The organism is Microcoleus sp. D2_18a_D3 (genome assembly GCF_036702455.1).
In the GTDB taxonomy this organism is placed as follows: Bacteria; Cyanobacteriota; Cyanobacteriia; order Cyanobacteriales; family Microcoleaceae; genus Microcoleus.
Genome location: NZ_JAUBTK010000112.1, coordinates 1 through 20,555, shown reverse-complemented (window position 1 = coordinate 20,555; position 20,555 = coordinate 1). Strand labels below are relative to the sequence as shown.

Genomic DNA, 20,555 nt, shown 5'->3' with positions numbered 1-20,555 from the left:
TATTTTGGCGAACCTTAGCAATGATGTTAGAGTCTAGAATACATAGATAATGTTTTTTGTCAATGCGTAAGTCCTACATTTATAAAAATGACAATGGCTAACAATGTTCGTTCAGGCAACTTGACTGATGCTGCGGGGCAATGGTTAGCGACTGTCGCTGACGAAGCAGGGATGAGTGGGAATGATTACCTAGAAGCGTTAGCGGAAGGTAATACCCCGCTTGTGGAAACAGTAAAAGCTGATCTAGAAACTGACGGGGCGAACCCGACGCACCAATCAGATAGCGAGATTTCTCCGTCTATGGAGGCAGTACAGGCTGAAAATCAGTGTTTACATACACAGTTAGGTAACTCTGCAAGTGAAAAAGAATCACTTGAACAAGAATTGGTGGAAGTTCGATCGGAACTTGAGGCAGAACGTGCCGATGTGAAGAAATTGAGGCAGAACTCTCAGAGCTAAAGCAAAACTTAAGTCTTGGGTCAGGATAGACTCTATCCTGATGTAGTCCCGATCGCAAACTCTCTAGCCTCTGTGTCAAAGCTAGATTGTTGGGGCTGATTTGGTTGCCAAGATACTTGATGCACTGTTGTCTGAAAATGACATCCCACTTCCCGCGTTCCTTAACACCAAAAGCCAGGGTTCACTGCCATCACAATTGTGCTTCAGCCAAGATTATTTGTAACACCCCAGCTTTTACTGCTGTGCCTTATGCAGCAGCCCGTGTAGAAACTTCTTCAAGAATAGAAAATAATTCATCTAGCAGTTTAAAAGGATGCAGGGGTGCGATGGCGTTCCGCCCCGCAAGCTACGGCATCAGTTACGCTTGCTGTCAGAATGTCCTAATTGTGGGGCGAGGTTTAAGGTTCCGGCGTTGTGGGAGCATGGGTGTTGTGAGCGGTGTCGGTTGCCTTTTGGAGGGATGAGTGCATATCACAAAGCTATTTGAGCGAAGTATTTTTCGGGATTAACTTGAGCTAACAGGATGGAGATAAGCTTGACAACTTCACAGGCAAATTTCTTACACGAAAAACATATCTAACGGTTAGACACGCCAAATAACGCGAACAATCACAAATCAGATCGCCCCGGCACTCAGCTTCAGCCATTTCACTTACCAAAATTCCGTGAGTTTACCAGGTACGAGATACTGCCTAATGAGTTAGCTTTGATGTAAGCTCTCCCAAAAGCCTTTCCGTCAGCTAGGTTCATAATTACTGATGGAGCTAATTTCTTGGGAATACTTTATAGAGAGACTTTCAGGCGACAAAGAATGAACAAGAAAGACCTCAGTGAAGCCGAGATTTGCGATCGCTACATTACACCTGCCATTTATGAGGCGGGTTGGAAAAAGAGTCAGATTCGCCGGGAATATGGCTTTACAGACGGTCAGATGATAGTTCGGGGTCAGATGGCGGCGCGAGGAGCTAGGAAACGGGCAGATTACCTGCTGTATTACCCAGCAAATCAGCCGCTCGCAGTCATTGAAGCCAAAGACAACAACCATAGTGTGAGAGGAGGGATACAGCAAGCACTTGCCTACGCCGAGGCTCTGCACGTTCCCTTTGTCTTTTCCTCGAATGGGGATGCCTTCTTATTCCATGACAAGAGTGGAACCTACGCTCAGATAGAACAGCAACTCAGCCTGAATGCCTTTCCGTCACCAGAGGAACTATGGCAGCACTATAAACAGGGGAAAGATTTACAATCCGTTAATCAGGATTTGCTAACGTCCTCCTATTTCGTTGAGATTGGCGGGAAGGAACCCCGCTACTATCAGCAACTTGCGGTCAATCGCACAATTGAGGCGATCGCTCGTGGTCAGAGACGATGTTTGTTGGTGATGGCAACCGGAGCGGGTAAAACTTACACGGTCTTTAATATTATCTGGCGACTGTGGAAGACGAAAGTTGTCAAACGGGTTTTGTTTCTGGCAGATCGCAATGCACTGGTAGACCAGACGAGTATTAATGACTTTCGCCCCTTTGGTGAGGTCATGACCAAGATAGACCGCAGCCTGGTTGGTAATGAAACTGGGGAGATTACTACCTCCTATCAAATCTATCTGGGACTGTATCAAGCAATCATCGGCAATGAAGAACGAGATAACCTCTACGAGAAATTCGACCGAGATTTCTTCGACCTGGTGGTGATTGATGAGTGTCACCGGGGCAGCGCAGCAGATGACTCCAATTGGCGACAGGTACTCGATTACTTCAAAGAGGCAATTCAGGTCGGACTGACCGCAACGCCAAAGGAAACCAAATATGTCTCAAATATTGATTACTTTGGTGAACCGATTTATGAATACTCTCTTAAGCAGGGAATCGAAGACGGTTTCCTGGCTCCCTTCCGTAGGATACAAGTTGGCTTAGATAAAGACCTGGAAGGTTGGACACCAGAAGCAGGAGAATATGACGATAACGGTCAACTAATTGAGGAGCGGGACTATAACCTGCTGGACTATGACCGAAACATTACCTTTGATAAACGAGATCGACGGGTCGCGGAATATGTCAGTCAGTTCCTTCACGATGGCGACCCCATGCGGAAGACTATTGTGTTTTGTGAGGACATTGACCACGCGCAACGAATGCGAGAAGCCTTGGCTAACGTAACGCTAAATCGAGGGCTTGTTCTCAAAAACCATCGTTACGTCATGCGAATTACGGGGGATGAGAAGGAAGGTAAAGCTCAAATCGATAACTTTATCAATCCCAAAGAAACGTATCCAGTGATTGCCACGACATCTAAGCTAATGACGACGGGGATAGATGCCCAAACCTGCCATGTGATTGTGTTGGATCGCCGTATCCAATCCCTGACGGAGTTTAAGCAGATTATTGGTCGGGGTACGCGCTTACGCCCGGACTATGGCAAGAATTTCTTCACGATTATTGATTTCCGCAACGCCACCCAACTCTTTGATGACCCTGATTGGGACGGCCCACCGATTCAGGATGAAGACTTTGGTAAAGAGAGTCAACCAACCGGAACGGTCGCTAGTACAGAAGCAAAAGGCAATGATGATGGCGAGGACGTGGGCGATAATGACGATCGCATCGGCACTGACTTGTCAGTTCGCATCAAGTATCGAGTCGGTCGGCAGGAGTTTGAGGTAGCAAAAGAGCGGGTGAGCTATTATAACAAGGATGGACAACTAACTACAGAGTCGCTAAAGGATTATACTCGTCGCACTGTCAGCGAGGCATACCAGTCTCTCGACCATTTTCTCAATAAGTGGAACGAAGCCGATCGCAAACAAGCGATTATTGAAGAGTTGGAAGGGCATGGAGTAATTCTAAAAGCTTTGGAGGATATGGTCGGTAAGGACTATGACCTCTTCGACTTAGTTTGCCATGTTGCCTTTGACCGTCCACCCCTGACTCGTAAAGAACGGGCCGATAAAGTACGGAAGCGGGATGTGTTTGCCAAATATGGTGCAACTGCCTGTATTGTATTGAATGCTCTATTGGATAAGTATGCCGACCGGGGCATCATCGCGATCGAAGATACGACTGTCTTACAGCTTGACCCGTTTGCCAAACTGGGAACTCCGATGGAGCTCGTCCGCAGCTTTGGTAACAAACAGCAGTACAAAGCCGCGATTCGAGAGCTAGAGTCTCTGTTGTACCAAAACCGAGGGGCTTGAGCCTGTTACCCAACTAGAGTACAACTGTTTTTTAGTATCTTTTGAGAAGGACGTTTTTATGTCGCTGAGTGCCACCATTAAATCGATTCAAGACATCATGAGGAAAGATGTCGGGGTGGATGGCGATGCCCAGCGGATTGGTCAGCTTGGCTGGATGGTGTTCTATAAAATTTTCAGCGACCAAGATGCCGAGCTGGAGTTGAATGATGATAACTACGATTCACCGCTACCTTTGGATCTGCGCTGGGATGAGTGGGCAGATAGCAAGAAATTGGGCAAGAATGCACCCACGGGAGAGGAGTTGTTGCAATTAGTTGATGGACAATTGTTTCCCACACTCAAGGAACTGGTAGTCGATGACCTGGAAGGAGTTGCTCTAGAACGAGCGAAACTGCTCAGGAGTGTGTTTCAGGATGCCTACAATTACATGAAGTCGGGTACACTGCTGCGGCAGGTGGTAGACAAGATTAACGAAAGCATCGACTTTAACCAGTCCCAGACCCGCCATGTCTTTGGTGATATTTACGAACAAATTCTCAAAAACCTTCAGAGTGCCGGGAATGCCGGAGAGTTTTATACGCCTCGTGCGGTGACTCAGTTTGCCGTGGATATGGTGAATCCGCAACTGGGCGAGAAGGTGTTTGACCCTGCCTGCGGTACGGGTGGCTTTTTGACCTGTGCTTATGAACATCTGAAAAAACAAGCGAATTCGCCTGAACAGTTACAACGGGTGAAAGGAAGCATCCTGGGTGTGGAGAAGAAACAACTGCCTCACCTGCTTTGTGTGACGAACATGATGGTGCACGGCATTGAGGTGCCGACGACTGTGCTGCACGACAATACACTCCGCAAACCGCTCCGGGACTATGGGCGCGATGACCAGGTGGATATTGTGGTGACGAACCCGCCCTTTGGTGGCATGGAGGAGGATGGAATTGAGCGGGGTTTTCCTAGCGAGTTTCAGACGCGGGAAACGGCAGACTTATTTTTAGTGCTGGTGATGGAACTGCTGAAGGATGGGGGCAGAGCGGCGATCGTTCTCCCGGATGGTACGTTGTTTGGAGAAGGCATCAAGACCCGCATTAAACAGAAGCTGCTGCGCGACTGTAACCTGCACACGATTGTCCGGCTTCCGAATGGGGTATTTAGTCCTTACACCAGCATTCGCACCAATGTCTTGTTTTTCACTAAGGGCGAACCTACTACAGAGGTTTGGTATTACGAGCATCCTTACCCAGCGGGGGCGAAGTCTTACAACAAAACCAAGCCGATGCGGATTGAGGAGTTTGATGTCGAGAAAGCCTGGTGGGAGAACCGCGAGGAAACTGAATATGCCTGGAAAGTATCTGTTGAAACCATTGTTGCTAATGGCTACAACCTCGATATCAAGAACCCTAATGCCCCAGAAAATATCCATGAAGACCCAATAGCGCTGCTGAAGCAATATCAGGAAGCTGTTATTAAGGCAGAGAATGACCGCCAAGCTCTAAAAAACAGCCTGGTAGCAGCCCTGGAACGAGGTGATAATTGATGGATTTGAAGACGTTTTTAGAAAACTTTGATGCGATCGCTGAAGCTCCCGGTGGTATTCCAAAATTGCGATCGCTCATTCTGGATTTGGCAGTGCGGGGAAAGTTAGTCGCGCAAAATCCAGAAGATGAGTCTGCTATTGAAGCTCTTGAGCGAATGCAATATGAGAAGGTCGGGACAATTAAGGCTGAGGGATACAGGACAAAAAATAAGAAATTTTCTTTAATAAATGATGAATATAAAATTGATTTCCCGCTTCCCAAAGGTTGGACATTAGCGGAGCTAGATGAGCTGTGCATATTTATTGATTACCGAGGTAAAACCCCTCCAAAAGTAAACAGCGGTATTCGCTTAATCACCGCTAAAAATGTTCGTGATGGGTTCATCAAGGCTGAGCCTGAAGAGTTTATCAACGAAGAAACTTATCATAACTGGATGACTCGTGGTTTTCCAAAAGAAGGTGATGTTTTATTTACTACAGAAGCACCGTTAGGCAAAGCTGCCGTAGTTGATATAGAAGAACGTTTCGCGTTAGCCCAAAGAATCATTAATTTAAGACCACTTAGTGGAGTCTATGGCTACTTCCTGATGTGGTTAATTTTGAGTCCTTGGTTTCAAAACGAACTTCAAGAAAGAGCTACTGGGATGACAGCCACAGGGATAAAGGCTGCAAAGCTGAAGTTGATTCGTATTCCACTCCCTCCTCTGGCAGAACAAAAGCGGATTGTTGAGAAGGTGGATGAGTTGATGGGGTTGTGCGATCGCTACGAAGCCGCCAAGCAAACGCGAGACAAGCTGCGGCAAAAACTGAGGGGAAGTGCGATCGCCTCCCTCATGAACACCGAAACTGATGAGGAGTTAGATGCTGCTTGGACATTTGTCCGTGACAACTGGTGTGAACTTAGTCAACACCCTGAAGATGTAAAAGATTTACGACAAAGTGTTCTTGAACTTGCTGTAAGAGGCAAACTTGTCCATCAAAATTCAAGTGAGGGAGAAGTTACTGACTTGATTGAGCTTATGCTTAGCAAAGCTTCTTTTCTGGGCAATAGTAAAAATAGCTTATTAAGTTCAGGTTTTTGGGAAATACCAGAGAATTGGTCTTGGCTACCTTTATTTCAATTTGGACAGATTATTGGTGGAGGCACACCTTCAAAAGGTGACCCAGATTTTTGGTCTGGTGATATTCCTTGGGTTAGTCCTAAAGACATGAAGGTTGATTATATCGAAAGTAGTCAAGACTTTATTTCAGAAAAGGGGCTTAATAACTCTACCACAAAACTTGTGCATGAAGGCTCAATACTGATGGTTATTAGAGGTATGATTCTGGCACATTCTTTCCCCGTTGCTGTCACCCGTAAACAAGTGACAATCAACCAGGATATGAAGGCATTAATGTTATTTCTACCTGAGATGAGTGACTATCTTCTTATTTGCTTAAAAGGATTAAAACGAGTATTTCTCAATTTAGTGGAGCGTTCATCTCACGGTACTTGTCGTTTACCAGCAGAAAAATTGTTTAGTCAACTAATCCCTCTACCCCCTTTAGCCGAACAAAAACGCATTGTCGCCAAAGTCGATGAGCTGATGCAACTCTGCGACCAGCTTGAAGCCAGCCTGCGCCAGAGTCAGCAACGGGCAGAGAGCCTTGCCGCCTCCGCCATCAGCCACCTGACAATTTAGATATTGGTAGGTTAGGCTTCAGCCAGTACACATGGGCTATTCTGACTGAACCGTGCAGCCGATCAACGCAGCATTACAGCTTTTGCCGCGTCGATCAGACTTTTCGTACTAGAACACAAAAAGCCCGATCGCCTTGCCGCCAGTCACACTCCGGCACTTGCCGATCGAATCTCTCACACTACTCTGCTTCAGGCTTAGGTTCTTTCGGTTTTTTCTCAAAGACTTGGATACTTGGGTCTAATAGCACAAAGCCGTTGACGGTTGATTCACCCATCTTGCCGCCGATCGCAGCAACCCACATGGGATAGTTGGCAGCAGCGTCCTCAAGCTTCTTCCATATTTTTGGCTTAACACTAACGGACACGACCCGACCGTCACAGTCAAGCTCAAAGCTTTTCCAGTTGTCTTTGTTGGTCTGTACGTCATTCGGGAGTTCGTTAATTTTGATGATGAGTTCAAGCTTGCCAATTGTCATAGGTAGTTTCGTTGGTTTAATGCGTTGCTTTTCTGGCACTTTGCCAGCTTTGTTATATTTCCCCATCTAGGACTTGAAAGTGCAGAGGGTACGTCAGGAAATGTCATTTTCCCTGCCTAAAGCTTTTTAGAGATGTTTGAGGCTGTAAATCAGGAAATACGGATTGTACCTTAAACATTGCCACCGCTGCCTAAATTACACCCTAGCTACTAAAGATATTGACGTTGCTGATTTACGGTATGAAAAGCTAAATAGACCCGTCATAAAAACCAGTATCGACAAAGCTTGGGGATTTTCAACTTATTTTTTTCATACCCTGGTTAAGCCACGCCGATGTACGTGGAAATCTGGGATTCTGAGACACTTTTTCCCCGCTGCTTAGCCAATGGTGGCCAGCACCAACGATCGCAAACTGTCGTTGGGGATGTGCGCTTATCGCTTTGGTCGGGTGGAGGCTCGGTTTTTGAGCTGTGGCGGTGTCTTGTCGCTATAGGTAAATGGTAGCCCTTTGTACTTTAATCTCTCCTCCAACCATTTGGGTTTCTCGCTAAACGAGATCGACATCGTACCATCGGGAGCAACGCGATACAGCCATTTTGCTCCCGGACAAATAGAGGACTTCATATCGGGAACCGATGCCGGCCATTTTCCGGTTTTGGCTGCTAGTGCTTTGACTTGCAAAATTTTCTGAGTGAGTTCCAAATCCAGCATAGACTTGGCTGCTTTACTGGTTTGGTTGGATAAACTTGTAGATGTCCTACCTATATAATTCCACCACGCGAAGTCATCTACCGTGACTGAATCAGAAGCGCAAACATTGTGCTGGCGAGATGCTGCAAGCGATCGTTGATAGACTTGATAAGTATCGATCGCAGAAAAGCGAACATAGGGTTTGATCACCGGCTTAAACCACACCAAGACATGAGATAAAGTCCAGTCTAAGATTTTTTCTTCTAAAGTTAAATTTGGGGGATAGTTCGCTTCCGTCTGAAATAGTGAAAGTATTCCTGCACCAGCACTAGAAGCGCCTGATGCTTCTAATATTGAAGACCACGAGTATTTCCAAGCGAAGTCTTGCGAAAATTTGAACTTAGACAAATATTCTCCCTGCAAGGATGTCAATATCGATTCGCGGTAATCGTGTTCCAGCAAGCGCTGCTGCCACTGGGCGGGAAGGATCTCGGCTTTCCGCATCACCCCTACTTGATATTTAGCCATAATCAAAGCCACAAGTTGAGGGAGTAGGAGGGGGCTTTCTGTTAAAGGCTGATTAATTTTCCAGGATACTTCCAGCATTTCTGCTGCTGCTTCCGTCTGTCCTTTACGGTATTTTTCTAGAATGTCTAGGGCTAAAACTTTTTGGAAATTAGCCTGCCATAAATAAGCGGGTAGGCGAACCGTCAGATCTCCTTCCAGAATCCAGCTAATATCTGTTCCCCAGTGGGGCACTTCATTATTTATTAGAACCTGCTGGCGAAGTTTTGCTAAAGCCGTTTGCTTGGAGGCGAGATAGCGCTGTAATTTCTCTGGAGGTGGATTTACGGTATCGTTTGGTTTGGCAATCTCAGCGTCTAGGTACTGATTTAATTCCTGAGAGAAACTTTCCCAGGTTGCATACGGCCCCACTTTAGCGAGGAGGGACGGCGACAGCTTCAACGCCACATCATTCGGCTCTGTTTTGGGAAACCGTTGGGCAAATGCTGCTAAATCCTGCTCGATTTCTTTTTCATGCACAGAGGCCATATAGTTGCCACCCACAATCCAGACTGCCAGCAGTCCCGCCAACCCAACAACCGAACCACCTAGAAATTTGAGGTTCCGTCTGAACGATGGGTTTTGAATGTCCATAAACTCCTCCTTCGCGCGAGTACACCTGAAAATGAGGCGATGCTGAATACAAGTATGAATTCAAGTTTTCGGAATGGCTATAAGCCAAGTAGAGTGAGTTTTGTAACATCAAGTGAAAAGTTTATTCATACGCCAGAATCAGCAACGCTTTACCTGTTTATCTTGCCCACTTTTTTTGGGCGCACGATCACATAACCAGGCCGTGTAACCTTTCTGCACTTATCCAGCAAGCCCTAAATACCTAACACGCCCCACCCGAAGGCTAGAGCAGGATAGGAGCATATCCTGATAGACAGCCTCCAACCCTTGCCCCTACATCAAATACTTGTTGGTTGTGGCAACCGTTCGATCGCCCTGACTTCTTCCTGCCTTTACACTAAGCGAGCTAGTGATTAAGATTGACAAAAATACAAAAGGGGTGGCTATGCTCGATCGCACTCAATGGTTTTTGGCTGGTATGTCGATCGCACTTTCGGTTCAGTTAAGTCAGCCAGTGGCAGCAGCCGTACCCGTTGGTAAGGCTGTACAAATAGCACAAACTAACAGTAGGGATGCTGCCCAAAAAGTATATAAAGAAGCAGAGAAACTCTACGAACAAGGAACACCAGAATCTTTAAGAGGTGCGATCGTCAAATATGAAGAAGCATTAAAACTGTATCGAAAAGCGGGCAATCGCAGTCGAGAAGCCCTCACCCTCCACAACATGGGTGGAGCCTATTTAAATTTGGGAGAACACCAAAAAGCGCTAGAGTATTACAGCCAGTCCCTTCCCCTGAAACGAACCCTTAATGATCGCGGTGGGGAAGCTACCACCCTCCACAACATCGGCGGAATCTACTTAAAGTTGGGAGAAAAACAAAAAGCGCTAGATTATTACAACCAGTCCCTGTCGCTGTTTCGGGCAGTAGGCAGTCCTCACTGGGAAGCCGTTGCTCTTAACAGCATTGGCTTAGTTTACTCAGATTTGGGAGAAAAAAAGAAAGCGCTAGAGTATTACAGCCAGTCGCTTCTCCTGAAACGGGCAATCAAGGATCAGCGTGGTGAAGCCACCATCCTGAACAACATCGGCAGAGTCTACTCAGATTTGGGAGAAAAACAGAAAGCGCTAGACTATTACAACCAGTCCCTTCCCTTGAGACGGGCAGTAGAAGATCGCGGTGGAGAAGCTGTTACCCTTTCCAGCATGGCTTTTGTCAAACGATCGCTAGGCAATTTTACCGGAGCTCTCACTGATATTGAAGCCTCTCTCAAATTAATTGAAAATCTCCGCCGTAAAATAGCCACCCCAGAAAGTCGCAGCTCATACTTTGCCACAATACAAGACTACTACAAATTTTACATCGACCTGTTAATGCAACTGCACAAAACTAATCCTAACTCCGGTTATGATATCAAAGCATCAGAAGCCAGAAAACGTGCTAGCAACCCCTAAAAAGCAACGCTTCGTAGTAGAAAGATGGTCGTTCGCGCACCTCGGTAACGTCTCGATCGCCCTTGGGTTTTGGGCAACGGTTTTGCGTTCCATCGGCGTGACAAATTAGGTGATTTTAGGTTTTGTTCTAATTGTCCGGGGATTCTAGTTGGTGTTGTTTTAATTCCGGTTAATCAGCTATATCAGGAAACGATAATTTTCAGTTTGCCCAATGTCTGAGCGCCTCTGGAATGGAAGTAATCTCATTGCCATAAAGGTCAAGCCATGTCAGATTCGACAGTTGTCCGAGTGCCTCTGGGATTAAGGTAATCTTATTGCCCCAGAGGGCAAGCTCTGTGAGATTCGACAGTTGCCCGAGCGCCCTTGGGATGGAGGTAATCTTATTGCTACCGAGGTAAAGCTGTTTCAGATTGGACAGTTGTTTGAGCGCTTCTGGAATGGAGGTAATTTCATTGTTATTGAGGTTAACCTTGGTCAGATTCGACAGTTTGCCGAGCGCATCTGGAATTTCGGTAATCTGATTATCACTGAGGTCAAGCTCTGTCAGATTGGATAGTTGCCCGATCGCCTCTGGGATGGAGGTAATCTTATTGAAACCGAGGTCAAGCTTTGTCAGATTCGACAGTTGCCTGATCGCCTCTGGGATGGAGGTAATCTGATTGAAGCTGAGCTCAAGCTTTGTCAGATTCGACAGTTGCCTGATCGCCTCTGGGATGGAGGTAATCTGATTGAAGCTGAGCTCAAGGTGTGTCAGATTGGATAGTTGCCCGATCGCTTCTGGGATGGAGGTAATCTGATTTTTACGGAGGTCAAGCGATTCGAGATTGGACAGTTGCCCGATCACTTCTGGAATAGAGGTAATCTGATTGTAAATAAGGCTAAGTATTTTTAAGTTAGTTAATTGAAGAATAGGATCAGGAAACTCAGTTAACTTATTTCCAACCCATTCTTCTTCCTCCTCATCCCAGTTCCCAAGCAGCAAAGTCTCAACCTGCATACAATTGGCAATTTCTGGTGGCAATTCTTCCAGCTCCAACCCTGACAAATTCAGTTCAATCAATTCTTCCTCGATCGCCCGCTCAATGCGTCGCACTGCTTCCTCTCGGCTCATGTCCTTCACCAAACTAAAACCCTATCAGGGATTGAAACGGTTCAAGTATTAATTCTTGGCAGTCAAAAAGTGAGTTTCGCCGCAACCAAACTAAAACCCTATCAGGGATTGAAACACAAGCCTGTGCAATGCCCGCCGAGGTAATACTTCAAACTCGCGATCACCTGTTCCCCACACTTTGACAGTCTTGTCCCTACTGCCACTGACAATAGTCTTACCATCAGCGGCTATTGCTACGCAACGAACATCGTGTGAATGCCCCTGTAGCGTGCCCAAACACTCACCCGCCTCGATATCCCACACTTTGATAGTCTTGTCCCAACTGCCACTGATAACAGTTTTACTATCGGGGGCTATTGCTACGCAAAGAGGATAGTGTGAAGGCGGTCCGAGGAAGCATAAGTCCTGGCCCCTCTCGCAATCCCAAACTTTGATGGCGGCGCCGCTACAGGTACAAATACGAACTTTGCCATCCGGGCTCATGGCTTCGGAATCAACATGGCCTGAAGCCCCCGGTATCGTGGTAAGGCACTCGCCCGTCACGACATCCCACACTTTGATAGTCAGATCCTCACTACCGCTGATAATGGTTTTACCATCCGGGGCTAGTGCTAAAAACTTAACGTACTCTGAATTCCACGGTAACGTGGCAAGGCACTCGCCCGCCCCGAGATTCCATACTTTGAGAGTCTGGCCCTCACTATGGCTGACAATAATCTTACCATTGGGGGCTATTGCTACGGACTTAACGGAGCGTGAATGCCCTTGTAGAGTCTGTAAACACTCGCCCGTCACGAGATTCCACACTTTGATAGTCTTGTCGTCACTGCCACTGACAATAGTGTTACCATCGGGAGCTATTGCTACGGAATTAACGGGGCGTGAATGCCCGTTGAAGGTGCGGAGACACTTAAAAAAGTGATAAGGATTGAATTCTTGTAAGGCAATTTTGACTTTCGTTTCTGTTTTTGTTAGCAGTAGCCAATATGCTCTCCACTTTACCCTCCCTGATTTATCCTGCAAGGCTTGAATTACCAAATCTAAGCCGGATTCGCCATAATTGAGAGCATTGTTTAGTGCGAGAATTCTTTGGGCTTCCGTTCCACTAGCCAAGCATCTCTTCACACCTTCTAACCCCCCTAAGACAGCAGCATAAGCGAAAGGTGAAGAATCGCCCCCCAATACAGCATCGCCTTCTCTTGGTTGATTGGAATTTTCTGCCATTGCATTTTTATGGTTGATAAGGTCTCATTTTTTTATTCTACTCAAGCTGCTAATTGTAACTTCATTTGGGAGTGACTGATATGGATATGTGTTAACCATGCGAGCCGTGGCAACCGTTCGATCGCTCAAAACATCCCATCAAGTAAATCGGTAACGTCTCCTTGGTCACGACTGCGATTGTCATCGTAAATCATCAAGGTGTTTAAATTCTTGTACCTGCTGAGTTTCTGAACCTTCCGCACATTCCCATCCGTCGCATCCAGGGCCGCCGTGATAGCTGTCTTTATTCTACGCCCGCCCTCCGTGAGCTGGACTACCACGTTAAGAAATCCCCGTCTACCGATGCAGCAATGCAGTATTTGCGGCAAACTTTGTGGTATCGGGTCAAGTTTACCAAGATGAAGATAGAACGGCACGGCCCAGCAAAAATACTCACGCAACAGGAAATCGAGCTTTTGTTCAACAAAGGTTTGCAAACCTCACGCGAGCACCTTGTTTGGAGTTTGTCTGTACACCGCTTGTCGGATTGCCGAAGCTTGTTCCCTAATGGTCAAGGATATCTACACAAACTCTGGCACCGTCCGTTCTACAATTAACTTCCGCAAAGCCAACACCAAAGGAAAACTCCAAACCAGGACGATTCCAGTCATTGAAGATTTGCGAAGTCTCCTAACATCTTGGAAACCCAACGCGGGTCAGACTTATTTATTCCCCGGCCGTCACCCGAACCGCCATTGGAAGCATTTGCACCCCAACTCAGCGGACAAGGTTTTGAGAGAAGCCTTCGATCGAACCGGCATCGAGGGAGCATCCACCCACAGTTTTAAGAGAACGGCCCTGACTCAGATGAGCAACGCCGGAATTCCGCTGCGGATTATTCAAGAAATCAGCGGTCACAACAACCTCGAACAGTTGCAGCACTACGAAAGAGGTGAAGCCGGATCAAGTCAGGGGAGCGATCGCCTCTCTTTCCCTGCTTTCCTACACCGGAAAAGACACATCCCGGTGTAGAGCATGAATTGCCCGCTGTGCCGTTAGCGAGAGAGCAACTGTCACAATACCTATCAGACTCGGACTGAAGAAATTCCCGATTGGTGACGAGCAATTTTAGATTTTAGATTTTAGATTTTGGTGGATGCAAGGATTAAAGTCACGCATCAACAGCATCGAGTGTCGATCGCTTTCTTTCCCCCGGCAGAAGCCCTAACCCCTGGATTTGTTAGAATCGTTGGTCATGTGGAGCAGGTGCATCTACAAAACCTGCTTTTAGGAGAACTTTTGACGGCGTTGCTGATTTGAGGGATGAAAAGAATTTGGCATGATGTCCTCTCCCCTTGTAGAGACGCGAAATTTCGCGTCTCTACATTCGTGTTGGGTTGTGGGATTTCATACGTCGATTCAGCAACGCCGAAAATTGAGTTCGTTGGCGTTTACACTTCCGGTTATAAATTCTTGCATTAATTTAATCCTTTGTGAATTTTTAGCCGCCGCTGACGGGGGGAATCAATACCACTTCATCGCCATTTTGTAAAGTGATATCGGGCTCGACAAATTCGAGATTAATGCCGAAGCGGGTCAAGTCGCGCCAGCAAGCGAGTTCTGGATGCTGGGCGATCAGGCGATCGATCGCCCACGGCGGCGACTGGGGTTCCCGTGGGAAATTCTAATACCAGTTCCGGCACGCCACAAGCTTCTTGATAGGCAGCAAATAACTTGACGCTGACAGTGAGTGAAGGTTCAGACATAAGAAATTAGGAAATACATTACAAATTATACGATTATTATTAACTTCCTTAATAAGGTTATAAAATAGCTGTAAGTCATTTTCTTATACGATCCCCAACTATGCAAACCCCTAATTTGATCGCGATTTCTGGATACGAGATTCAAGAAAAAATCTACGACGGAGCAAAAACTCAAGTTTATCGAGCGGTTTCTTTATCAGAGCAAAAACCTGTCATCATCAAACTGCTCAAAGCTGAGTATCCCAGTTTTTCGGAACTGGTGCGGTTCCGGAATCAGTACGCTATTACTAAAAATCTCGAACTACCAGGAATTATCAAACCCTTGTGCTTGGAAAATTACCGCAATGGGTTAGCCTTGGTGATGGAAGATACGGGCGGGGTGGCCCTGACAGAGTATCGCGATCGCCAGCCGCCTCTAGATGAATTTTTCAAAATCGCGATCGCGATCGCTCGTACCCTAGAAGGACTTTATCTTAACCGGATTATTCATAAAGATATTAAACCTCATAATATCATCATTAACCCGCAAACAAAGCAAGTATTCTTGATTGACTTCAGCATCGCCTCTCTTTTACCCAGAGAAAACCAAGAGATTCAAAGCCCGAACGTGCTAGAAGGGACACTCGCTTATATGTCACCGGAACAGACGGGTCGCATGAATCGGGCGATCGACTACCGCACGGATTTCTATTCTCTTGGAGTCACTTTCTACGAATTACTAACTGGAAAACTCCCTTTCCATTCTAACGATCCGATGGAGTTAGTCCACTGCCACATTGCCCGGAAACCCACGCCCCCCATTGAAGTGAATCCAGCCATTCCCCAAATGGTGAATGACCTTATTGTCAAATTGATGGCAAAAACGGCTGAAAACAGATATCAAAGTGCCTTGGGACTCAGACACGATTTAGAAAATTGTTGGCAGCAATGGCAATCTAACGGCAGTATTGCCCAGTTTTCTTTAGGACAGCGAGACATTAGCGATCGCTTCTTCATTCCTGAAAAACTCTATGGGAGAGAAGCCGAAGTCGCCGCCCTATTAGCCGCTTTTGACCGCGTAGGGGGGTTGGATGCTAATCCTGCCATAAAACAGACAACCTCACAAGAAAAATCCCCCCGCCAAGGAAGCACTGAAATGATGCTAGTGGCTGGCTTTTCGGGGATTGGTAAAACTGCCGTAGTTCAGGAAGTCCACAAACCCATTGTGCGGCAGAGGGGCTATTTTCTAACGGGAAAATTTGACCAATTTAAGCGCAATATTCCCTTCTCGGCATTTGTGCAAGCATTCCGAGATTTGATGCGACAATTGCTAAATGAAAGTGCCGCACAAGTGACTCAATGGCAAGCCAAAATTCTAGAAGCGGTCGGTGAAAATGGGCGGGTCATCGTCGATGTCATCCCAGAAGTCGAATTAATTATTGGCAAGCAGCTTTCCGTCACAGAACTTTCCTCAACGGCGGCTCAAAATCGCTTCAATCTACTCCTGGGCAAGTTTATTCGAGTCTTTACTCAAGCCGAACATCCCTTAGTTATCTTCCTCGATGACTTGCAATGGGCCGATTCTGCTTCGTTGAATTTAATCCAATTACTGATGAGCGATACAGATAGTAAGTATCTGTTACTTATTGGAGCCTATCGCGATAACGAAGTTAGCCCCGCTCATCCCCTGATGCTGGGCTTAGAGGAAATTCGCAAAACTAATGCGACAATCAATCAAATTACCCTCGCTCCTCTCGCTCTACCCTCCCTAAATCGCTTGATTGCCGACACGTTGAGTTGTCCCCTAGAAGTAGCAGTCCCTCTGACGGAACTGGTGCTTCAAAAAACCAAAGGCAACCCCTTCTTTACCAATCAATTCCTCAAATCTCTGTACGAAGATGGGCTAATTTCATTTGACTTCGATCGCGGGTATTGGCAGTGCAATATCGCCGAGGTAAAAGCGCTAGCTGTAACGGATGATGTAGTTGAGTTTATGGCACTTCAATTGCAAAAGCTGCCGGTTAATACGCGGGAAGTCTTGAAACTAGCCGCTTGTGTCGGCAGTCAATTTGATTTAGCGACCCTAGCACTGGTGTGCGAGAAATCCCTCTCGGAAACAGCGGTTGAGCTGTGGAGGGCGTTGCAGGAAGGGTTAGTGCTGCCAATCAGCGAAGTTTACAAATTTTTTACCAATCAAGAGGAACTGGCGACTGGGGATTGGGGACTGGGGAAAGAGAATAATTCCCAATCCCCAATCCCTAATACCCCATTACCAAAGTATAAATTTCTCCACGATCGCGTTCAGCAAGCCGCTTATTTTCTGATTCCCTCCGATCGGAAACAGTCAACTCACCTAAAAATTGGCAAATTGCTATTAAGCAATACGCCGGCTGAACAACGGGAAGATAATATTTTTGAAATTGTCAATCAATTGAATGTGGGAGTGAGCTTAATTCGCGATCGCACCGAGCGGGATGAACTCGCTCAGTTAAATCTAATCGCTGCAGAGAAAGCCAGAGATTCTACTGCCTATGCCGCTGCAATTGGGTATTTGAATATTGGGCTGGAACTTCTTGCAGATTCTAGCTGGCAAACGCAATACGAGCTAACATTAGCGCTATCTGTGGCAGCGGTAGAGGCAAACTATCTAGGCGGGAACTTTGATGAGATGGAACGCTTAGCAGATGAGGTGTTGCAACAAGCGATCAAACTGCTAGATAAGGTGAAAGTTTATGAGGTTAAAATCCAAGCTTGTACAACCCAGAACCAGCTCAAAGAAGCGATAAAAATAGCGCTGCAAGTTCTAAAGTTATTGAGCGTAGGCTTTCCAGAATCGCCGAACCCGTCAGACATTCATTTGGGACTGGGAGAAACCCTGTCAAATTTGACCGGGAAACGCATTGAGGATTTAAAAGATTTGCCGGACATGACGGATGCTGACAATAAAGCAGCCATGTCTATTTTAGCCAGTGTGATTTCGGCTGCCTATCAAGCGGTGCCGGAATTGATGCCGCTGATTGTATTTAAACAGGTTAATTTATCGATTCAATATGGCAATGTGGCTGAGTCTTCCTTTGCGTATGCCTGTTACGGGCTAATTATGTGTGCGATCGTTGGAGATATTGATGCCGGTTTTCAATTCGGTCAACTTGCTTTAAGTGTGGCGGGTAGAAGCGATGCCAAAAAATTTAAAGCGAAGACCTTGTTTGCGGTAAATGGCAATATCATCCATTGGAAACAGCATTTTAGAGAAACCTTAAATCCTTTGCGATCGGCCTACTATAGCGGACTAGAAACGGGAGATTTAGAATTTGCGGGCTTAGCCGCTCACAAACTCTGCCACCATTTGTATTTCACTGGTAAAAATTTGGGCGAGCTCGAACAGGAAATGGCAATTTTTAGTGATTTTATTGCTAAAATTAAGCAAAAAACCGCTCTTAATTATCATCGTATTTTCTGGCAAGCTGTTTCGAGTTTAATGGGGCAATCTCACGAGCGTTGGCGTTTAAGGGGTGAAATTTATGATGAGGAAACTGGACTGCTCCTTCATCAAAAAGAAAATGATGTCACGGCATTGTGCTATTTATATTTTAATAAGATGATTCTCTGCTCTCTGTTTGGCGAGTCGCGCCAAGCTGTGGAAAATGCAGCCAAGGCAGAAAGTTATTTAGGCGGCGTAACGGGGACGATATTTGTGCCTCTCTTCTATTTTTACGATTCTTTAGCTCGGCTGGCGGTGTTTTCTGAGATCCCAGCGAGCGATCGAACGCTTTTGCTCGATCGCGTCACAGCGAATCAGGAAAAAATGAAAAACTGGGCGAATTATGCCCCGATGAATTATTTGCATAAATTTGAGCTAGTGCAGGCAGAATTGAGTCGGGTTCAAGGGTCTTATGGGGAAGCAATGGATGCTTACGATCGCGCGATCGCCCTCGCCAAAAAATACGAATACATCCAAGAAGAAGCCCTGGCAAACGAACTCGCCGCTAAACTTTATCTGGACTGGGGCAAAGATAAAATCGGTGCTGTCTATATGATAGAAGCTTACTACGCTTATGCTCGCTGGGGTGCGAAAGCTAAAGTTGAAGACTTGGAAAAACGCTATCCTCAATTACTGGTTCCCATCCTATCTCGCGAAAATATCAGCCTCAATTCCAGCAGAGCCGCGACGATTGCTCAGATTACAAATGGAACGGTGACTCACACGAGTACAAGTGTTTCCGCCATTCTAGATATGTCGTCGGTGATTAAAGCTTCTCAAGCTGTCTCTGGGGTTCTCGAAATTGAGCAGTTGCTCTCAACCTTGATGCAGTTAGTGCTGGAGAATTCTGGGGCGGAAAAAGCCGCGATTATTTTACTCAAGGCTGAGAATTTGGAACTCGCCGCGATCGCCCTCAGCAACACTTCCCAAAAAACGGTGCTGCGCTCGCTTCCCTTCGGCGACAGTCAGGAAATTCCACAGGGTCCTATAAACTATGTTTGGCGCACTCAATCAACTCTGTTACTTGAGGATGCTACGGATGACAAAAACTTTGGGGCCGATCCTTATATTATCCAATCCCAAATTAAAAGTTTATTGTGTACTCCCCTCGTCAATCAAGGCAAACTCGTCGGGATTCTTTACTTGGAAAATAATCTGACAACGGGAGCTTTTACGCGCGATCGCCTGGAAGTCTTAAATATTGTCACCTCTCAAGCCGCCATCTCCCTCGAAAATGCCACTCTTTACCAGGATTTGCAAGTCTCTAACAACGCTTTACAGGAATTTATCCAAAAACTTCAAGAAGCACAACTCCAAGTCGTTCAGAGCGAAAAAATGTCGAGTCTCGGTCAACTAGCTGCTGGGGTGGCTCACGAAATTAATAATCCTATTGGCTTTATCTCGGGTAATATAGTCTACGCCGGAGAATATCTTCAAAGCCTGCTCGAACACTTGCACCTTTATCAGCGGCAATTTCCCGAACCGGGGGAGGAAATTTCCCGCCATGCAGAAGACATTCAGTTAGAGTATCTGATTGACGATTTCTCGCAAATTCTGGCAGCGATGAAAGAGGGAACCGATCGCATCCGCCAGATTAGCGTGTCGATGAGAACATTCTCGCGATCGGATTCGACTCATAAAGTCGCTTTCAACCTGCATGAAGGGATCGATAGCACGTTGATGATTTTGAAACACCGGCTCAAAGCCAACGAAAAACGCCCCGACATTAAAATTATCAAAGAATACGGGGATTTGCCCATTGTCAACTGCTATCCCGGACAACTCAATCAGGTGTTTATGAATATTATTGCTAATGCCATTGATGCGTTAGAAGAGTATAATGCAGGATGGTCTTTTAATGAAATTAAAGCCAATCCCAATACAATTGTTATTCGCACTGAGGTGGATTTCCAGAAAAACTGGGTGGTGATTCGGATTAAAGATAATGGCCCTGGCATTCCAGCGTCAGTGCGACAGCGTTTATTTGAACCTTTCTTTACGACAAAAGTTGTGGGCAAAGGAACGGGTTTAGGGTTGTCGATTTCGCATTCTATTGTGGTAGAAAAACATGGCGGGACTTTGGAGTGTTTGTCGGAAAAAGGCCAGGGGACAGAATTTGCGATCGCGATTCCCCTAAAATAGCGCATCTAATTTGTAGAGGCGAGTCCACAGAGAGACGCGAAATTTCGCGTCCCTCCCACGGATTGGACATCAGGCCAAGGCGTTGCTGAATCAGGGTATGATACGGACCAAAGTACGAGAGGGGAGCCGAAAATGATTTCTTGGATTTTGATGGGGAATTGGAACATCTCCAAATTTTAGATAATGAATTAGTAATTTAATTGAATACCCTAGCATTTGTTCACACTTAGAATAACAAAGAGTTTTTCTTTTTAAG

The 20,555-nt window shown here is 46.2% G+C and carries 14 protein-coding genes and 1 pseudogene; 9 read left to right on the top strand and 6 right to left on the bottom strand.

What is annotated here, in order from left to right; translation table 11 throughout:
* Positions 1–93 precede the first annotated feature (93 nt).
* The 5 genes from QUB06_RS31125 (at position 94) to QUB06_RS31105 (ending at position 6,862) form a co-directional block, all read left to right on the top strand.
* Complete coding sequence (locus QUB06_RS31125) at positions 94–459, top strand: hypothetical protein (RefSeq protein ID WP_333438570.1); 366 nt, start codon at positions 94–96, stop codon at positions 457–459.
* 137 nt (positions 460–596) lie between these two features.
* Positions 597–923 (top strand): hypothetical protein, encoded by a 327-nt coding sequence (locus tag QUB06_RS31120; protein ID WP_333438569.1) that lies wholly within the window; start codon positions 597–599, stop codon positions 921–923.
* Positions 924–1,270: 347 nt separating this feature from the next.
* Complete coding sequence (hsdR, locus tag QUB06_RS31115; protein ID WP_333438568.1) at positions 1,271–3,649, top strand: EcoAI/FtnUII family type I restriction enzme subunit R; 2,379 nt, start codon at positions 1,271–1,273, stop codon at positions 3,647–3,649.
* Positions 3,650–3,707: 58 nt separating this feature from the next.
* A complete protein-coding gene (locus QUB06_RS31110) occupies positions 3,708–5,180 on the top strand; it encodes a class I SAM-dependent DNA methyltransferase (RefSeq protein ID WP_333438567.1) in 1,473 nt (490 codons plus the stop codon).
* On the top strand, positions 5,180–6,862 hold the full coding sequence (locus QUB06_RS31105; protein ID WP_333438566.1) for a restriction endonuclease subunit S: 1,683 nt from the start codon (positions 5,180–5,182) through the stop codon (positions 6,860–6,862). The genes QUB06_RS31110 and QUB06_RS31105 overlap by 1 nt, the downstream gene beginning before the upstream one ends.
* Positions 6,863–7,040: 178 nt before the next feature.
* Here QUB06_RS31105 and QUB06_RS31100 read toward each other — a convergent pair whose 3' ends face one another.
* The gene (locus tag QUB06_RS31100; RefSeq protein ID WP_333438565.1) at positions 7,041–7,403 is read right to left on the bottom strand and encodes a hypothetical protein; all 363 of its coding nucleotides are present in this window, start codon (positions 7,401–7,403) and stop codon (positions 7,041–7,043) included.
* A 366-nt stretch (positions 7,404–7,769) separates the two neighbouring features.
* Positions 7,770–9,185, bottom strand: coding sequence for a hypothetical protein (locus QUB06_RS31095; RefSeq protein WP_333438564.1), 1,416 nt, complete (start codon positions 9,183–9,185; stop codon positions 7,770–7,772).
* Positions 9,186–9,573: 388 nt separating this feature from the next.
* Between QUB06_RS31095 and QUB06_RS31090 the strand changes: the two genes are divergently transcribed.
* Together QUB06_RS31090 and QUB06_RS31085 are read left to right on the top strand one after the other, a co-directional pair.
* Positions 9,574–10,617: a tetratricopeptide repeat protein gene (locus QUB06_RS31090; RefSeq protein WP_333438563.1), complete on the top strand. Its 1,044-nt coding sequence runs from the start codon at positions 9,574–9,576 to the stop codon at positions 10,615–10,617.
* Complete coding sequence (locus tag QUB06_RS31085) at positions 10,601–10,726, top strand: hypothetical protein (protein ID WP_333438562.1); 126 nt, start codon at positions 10,601–10,603, stop codon at positions 10,724–10,726. The genes QUB06_RS31090 and QUB06_RS31085 overlap by 17 nt, the downstream gene beginning before the upstream one ends.
* A 90-nt stretch (positions 10,727–10,816) precedes the next feature.
* On the opposite strand, the gene QUB06_RS31080 is transcribed toward QUB06_RS31085, so the two are convergent.
* The 3 genes from QUB06_RS31080 to QUB06_RS31070 all read right to left on the bottom strand — a co-directional run bounded on the left by QUB06_RS31080 (position 10,817) and on the right by QUB06_RS31070 (position 13,272).
* Positions 10,817–11,728: a leucine-rich repeat protein gene (locus QUB06_RS31080; RefSeq protein WP_333438561.1), complete on the bottom strand. Its 912-nt coding sequence runs from the start codon at positions 11,726–11,728 to the stop codon at positions 10,817–10,819.
* 90 nt (positions 11,729–11,818) lie between these two features.
* Positions 11,819–12,952 (bottom strand): WD40 repeat domain-containing protein, encoded by a 1,134-nt coding sequence (locus tag QUB06_RS31075; protein ID WP_333438560.1) that lies wholly within the window; start codon positions 12,950–12,952, stop codon positions 11,819–11,821.
* A 125-nt stretch (positions 12,953–13,077) separates the two neighbouring features.
* A complete protein-coding gene (locus QUB06_RS31070; RefSeq protein WP_333438559.1) occupies positions 13,078–13,272 on the bottom strand; it encodes a hypothetical protein in 195 nt (64 codons plus the stop codon).
* A gap of 172 nt (positions 13,273–13,444) precedes the next feature.
* Between QUB06_RS31070 and QUB06_RS31065 the strand changes: the two genes are divergently transcribed.
* Positions 13,445–13,963: a tyrosine-type recombinase/integrase gene (locus QUB06_RS31065; RefSeq protein WP_333438558.1), complete on the top strand. Its 519-nt coding sequence runs from the start codon at positions 13,445–13,447 to the stop codon at positions 13,961–13,963.
* Between the two features lie 469 nt (positions 13,964–14,432).
* On the opposite strand, the pseudogene QUB06_RS31060 reads toward QUB06_RS31065, so the two are convergent.
* Positions 14,433–14,697: pseudogene (locus QUB06_RS31060) on the bottom strand (MoaD/ThiS family protein).
* A 100-nt stretch (positions 14,698–14,797) separates the two neighbouring features.
* Between QUB06_RS31060 and QUB06_RS31055 the strand changes: the two are divergent.
* Positions 14,798–20,299: an AAA family ATPase gene (locus QUB06_RS31055; protein WP_333438557.1), complete on the top strand. Its 5,502-nt coding sequence runs from the start codon at positions 14,798–14,800 to the stop codon at positions 20,297–20,299.
* Positions 20,300–20,555 lie beyond the last annotated feature (256 nt).

Excerpts from the sequence above, each read along its gene's own strand:
- QUB06_RS31125 (WP_333438570.1), top strand. The coding sequence starts at position 94 with ATGGCTAACAATGTTCGTTCAGGCAACTTGACTGATGCTGCGGGGCAA.
- QUB06_RS31105 (WP_333438566.1), top strand. The coding sequence starts at position 5,180 with ATGGATTTGAAGACGTTTTTAGAAAACTTTGATGCGATCGCTGAAGCT.
- hsdR (WP_333438568.1), top strand. The coding sequence starts at position 1,271 with ATGAACAAGAAAGACCTCAGTGAAGCCGAGATTTGCGATCGCTACATT.
- QUB06_RS31120 (WP_333438569.1), top strand. The coding sequence starts at position 597 with ATGACATCCCACTTCCCGCGTTCCTTAACACCAAAAGCCAGGGTTCAC.
- QUB06_RS31075 (WP_333438560.1), bottom strand. The coding sequence starts at position 12,952 with ATGGCAGAAAATTCCAATCAACCAAGAGAAGGCGATGCTGTATTGGGG.
- QUB06_RS31080 (WP_333438561.1), bottom strand. The coding sequence starts at position 11,728 with ATGAGCCGAGAGGAAGCAGTGCGACGCATTGAGCGGGCGATCGAGGAA.
- QUB06_RS31095 (WP_333438564.1), bottom strand. The coding sequence starts at position 9,185 with ATGGACATTCAAAACCCATCGTTCAGACGGAACCTCAAATTTCTAGGT.
- QUB06_RS31100 (WP_333438565.1), bottom strand. The coding sequence starts at position 7,403 with ATGGGGAAATATAACAAAGCTGGCAAAGTGCCAGAAAAGCAACGCATT.
- QUB06_RS31055 (WP_333438557.1), top strand. The coding sequence starts at position 14,798 with ATGCAAACCCCTAATTTGATCGCGATTTCTGGATACGAGATTCAAGAA.
- QUB06_RS31110 (WP_333438567.1), top strand. The coding sequence starts at position 3,708 with ATGTCGCTGAGTGCCACCATTAAATCGATTCAAGACATCATGAGGAAA.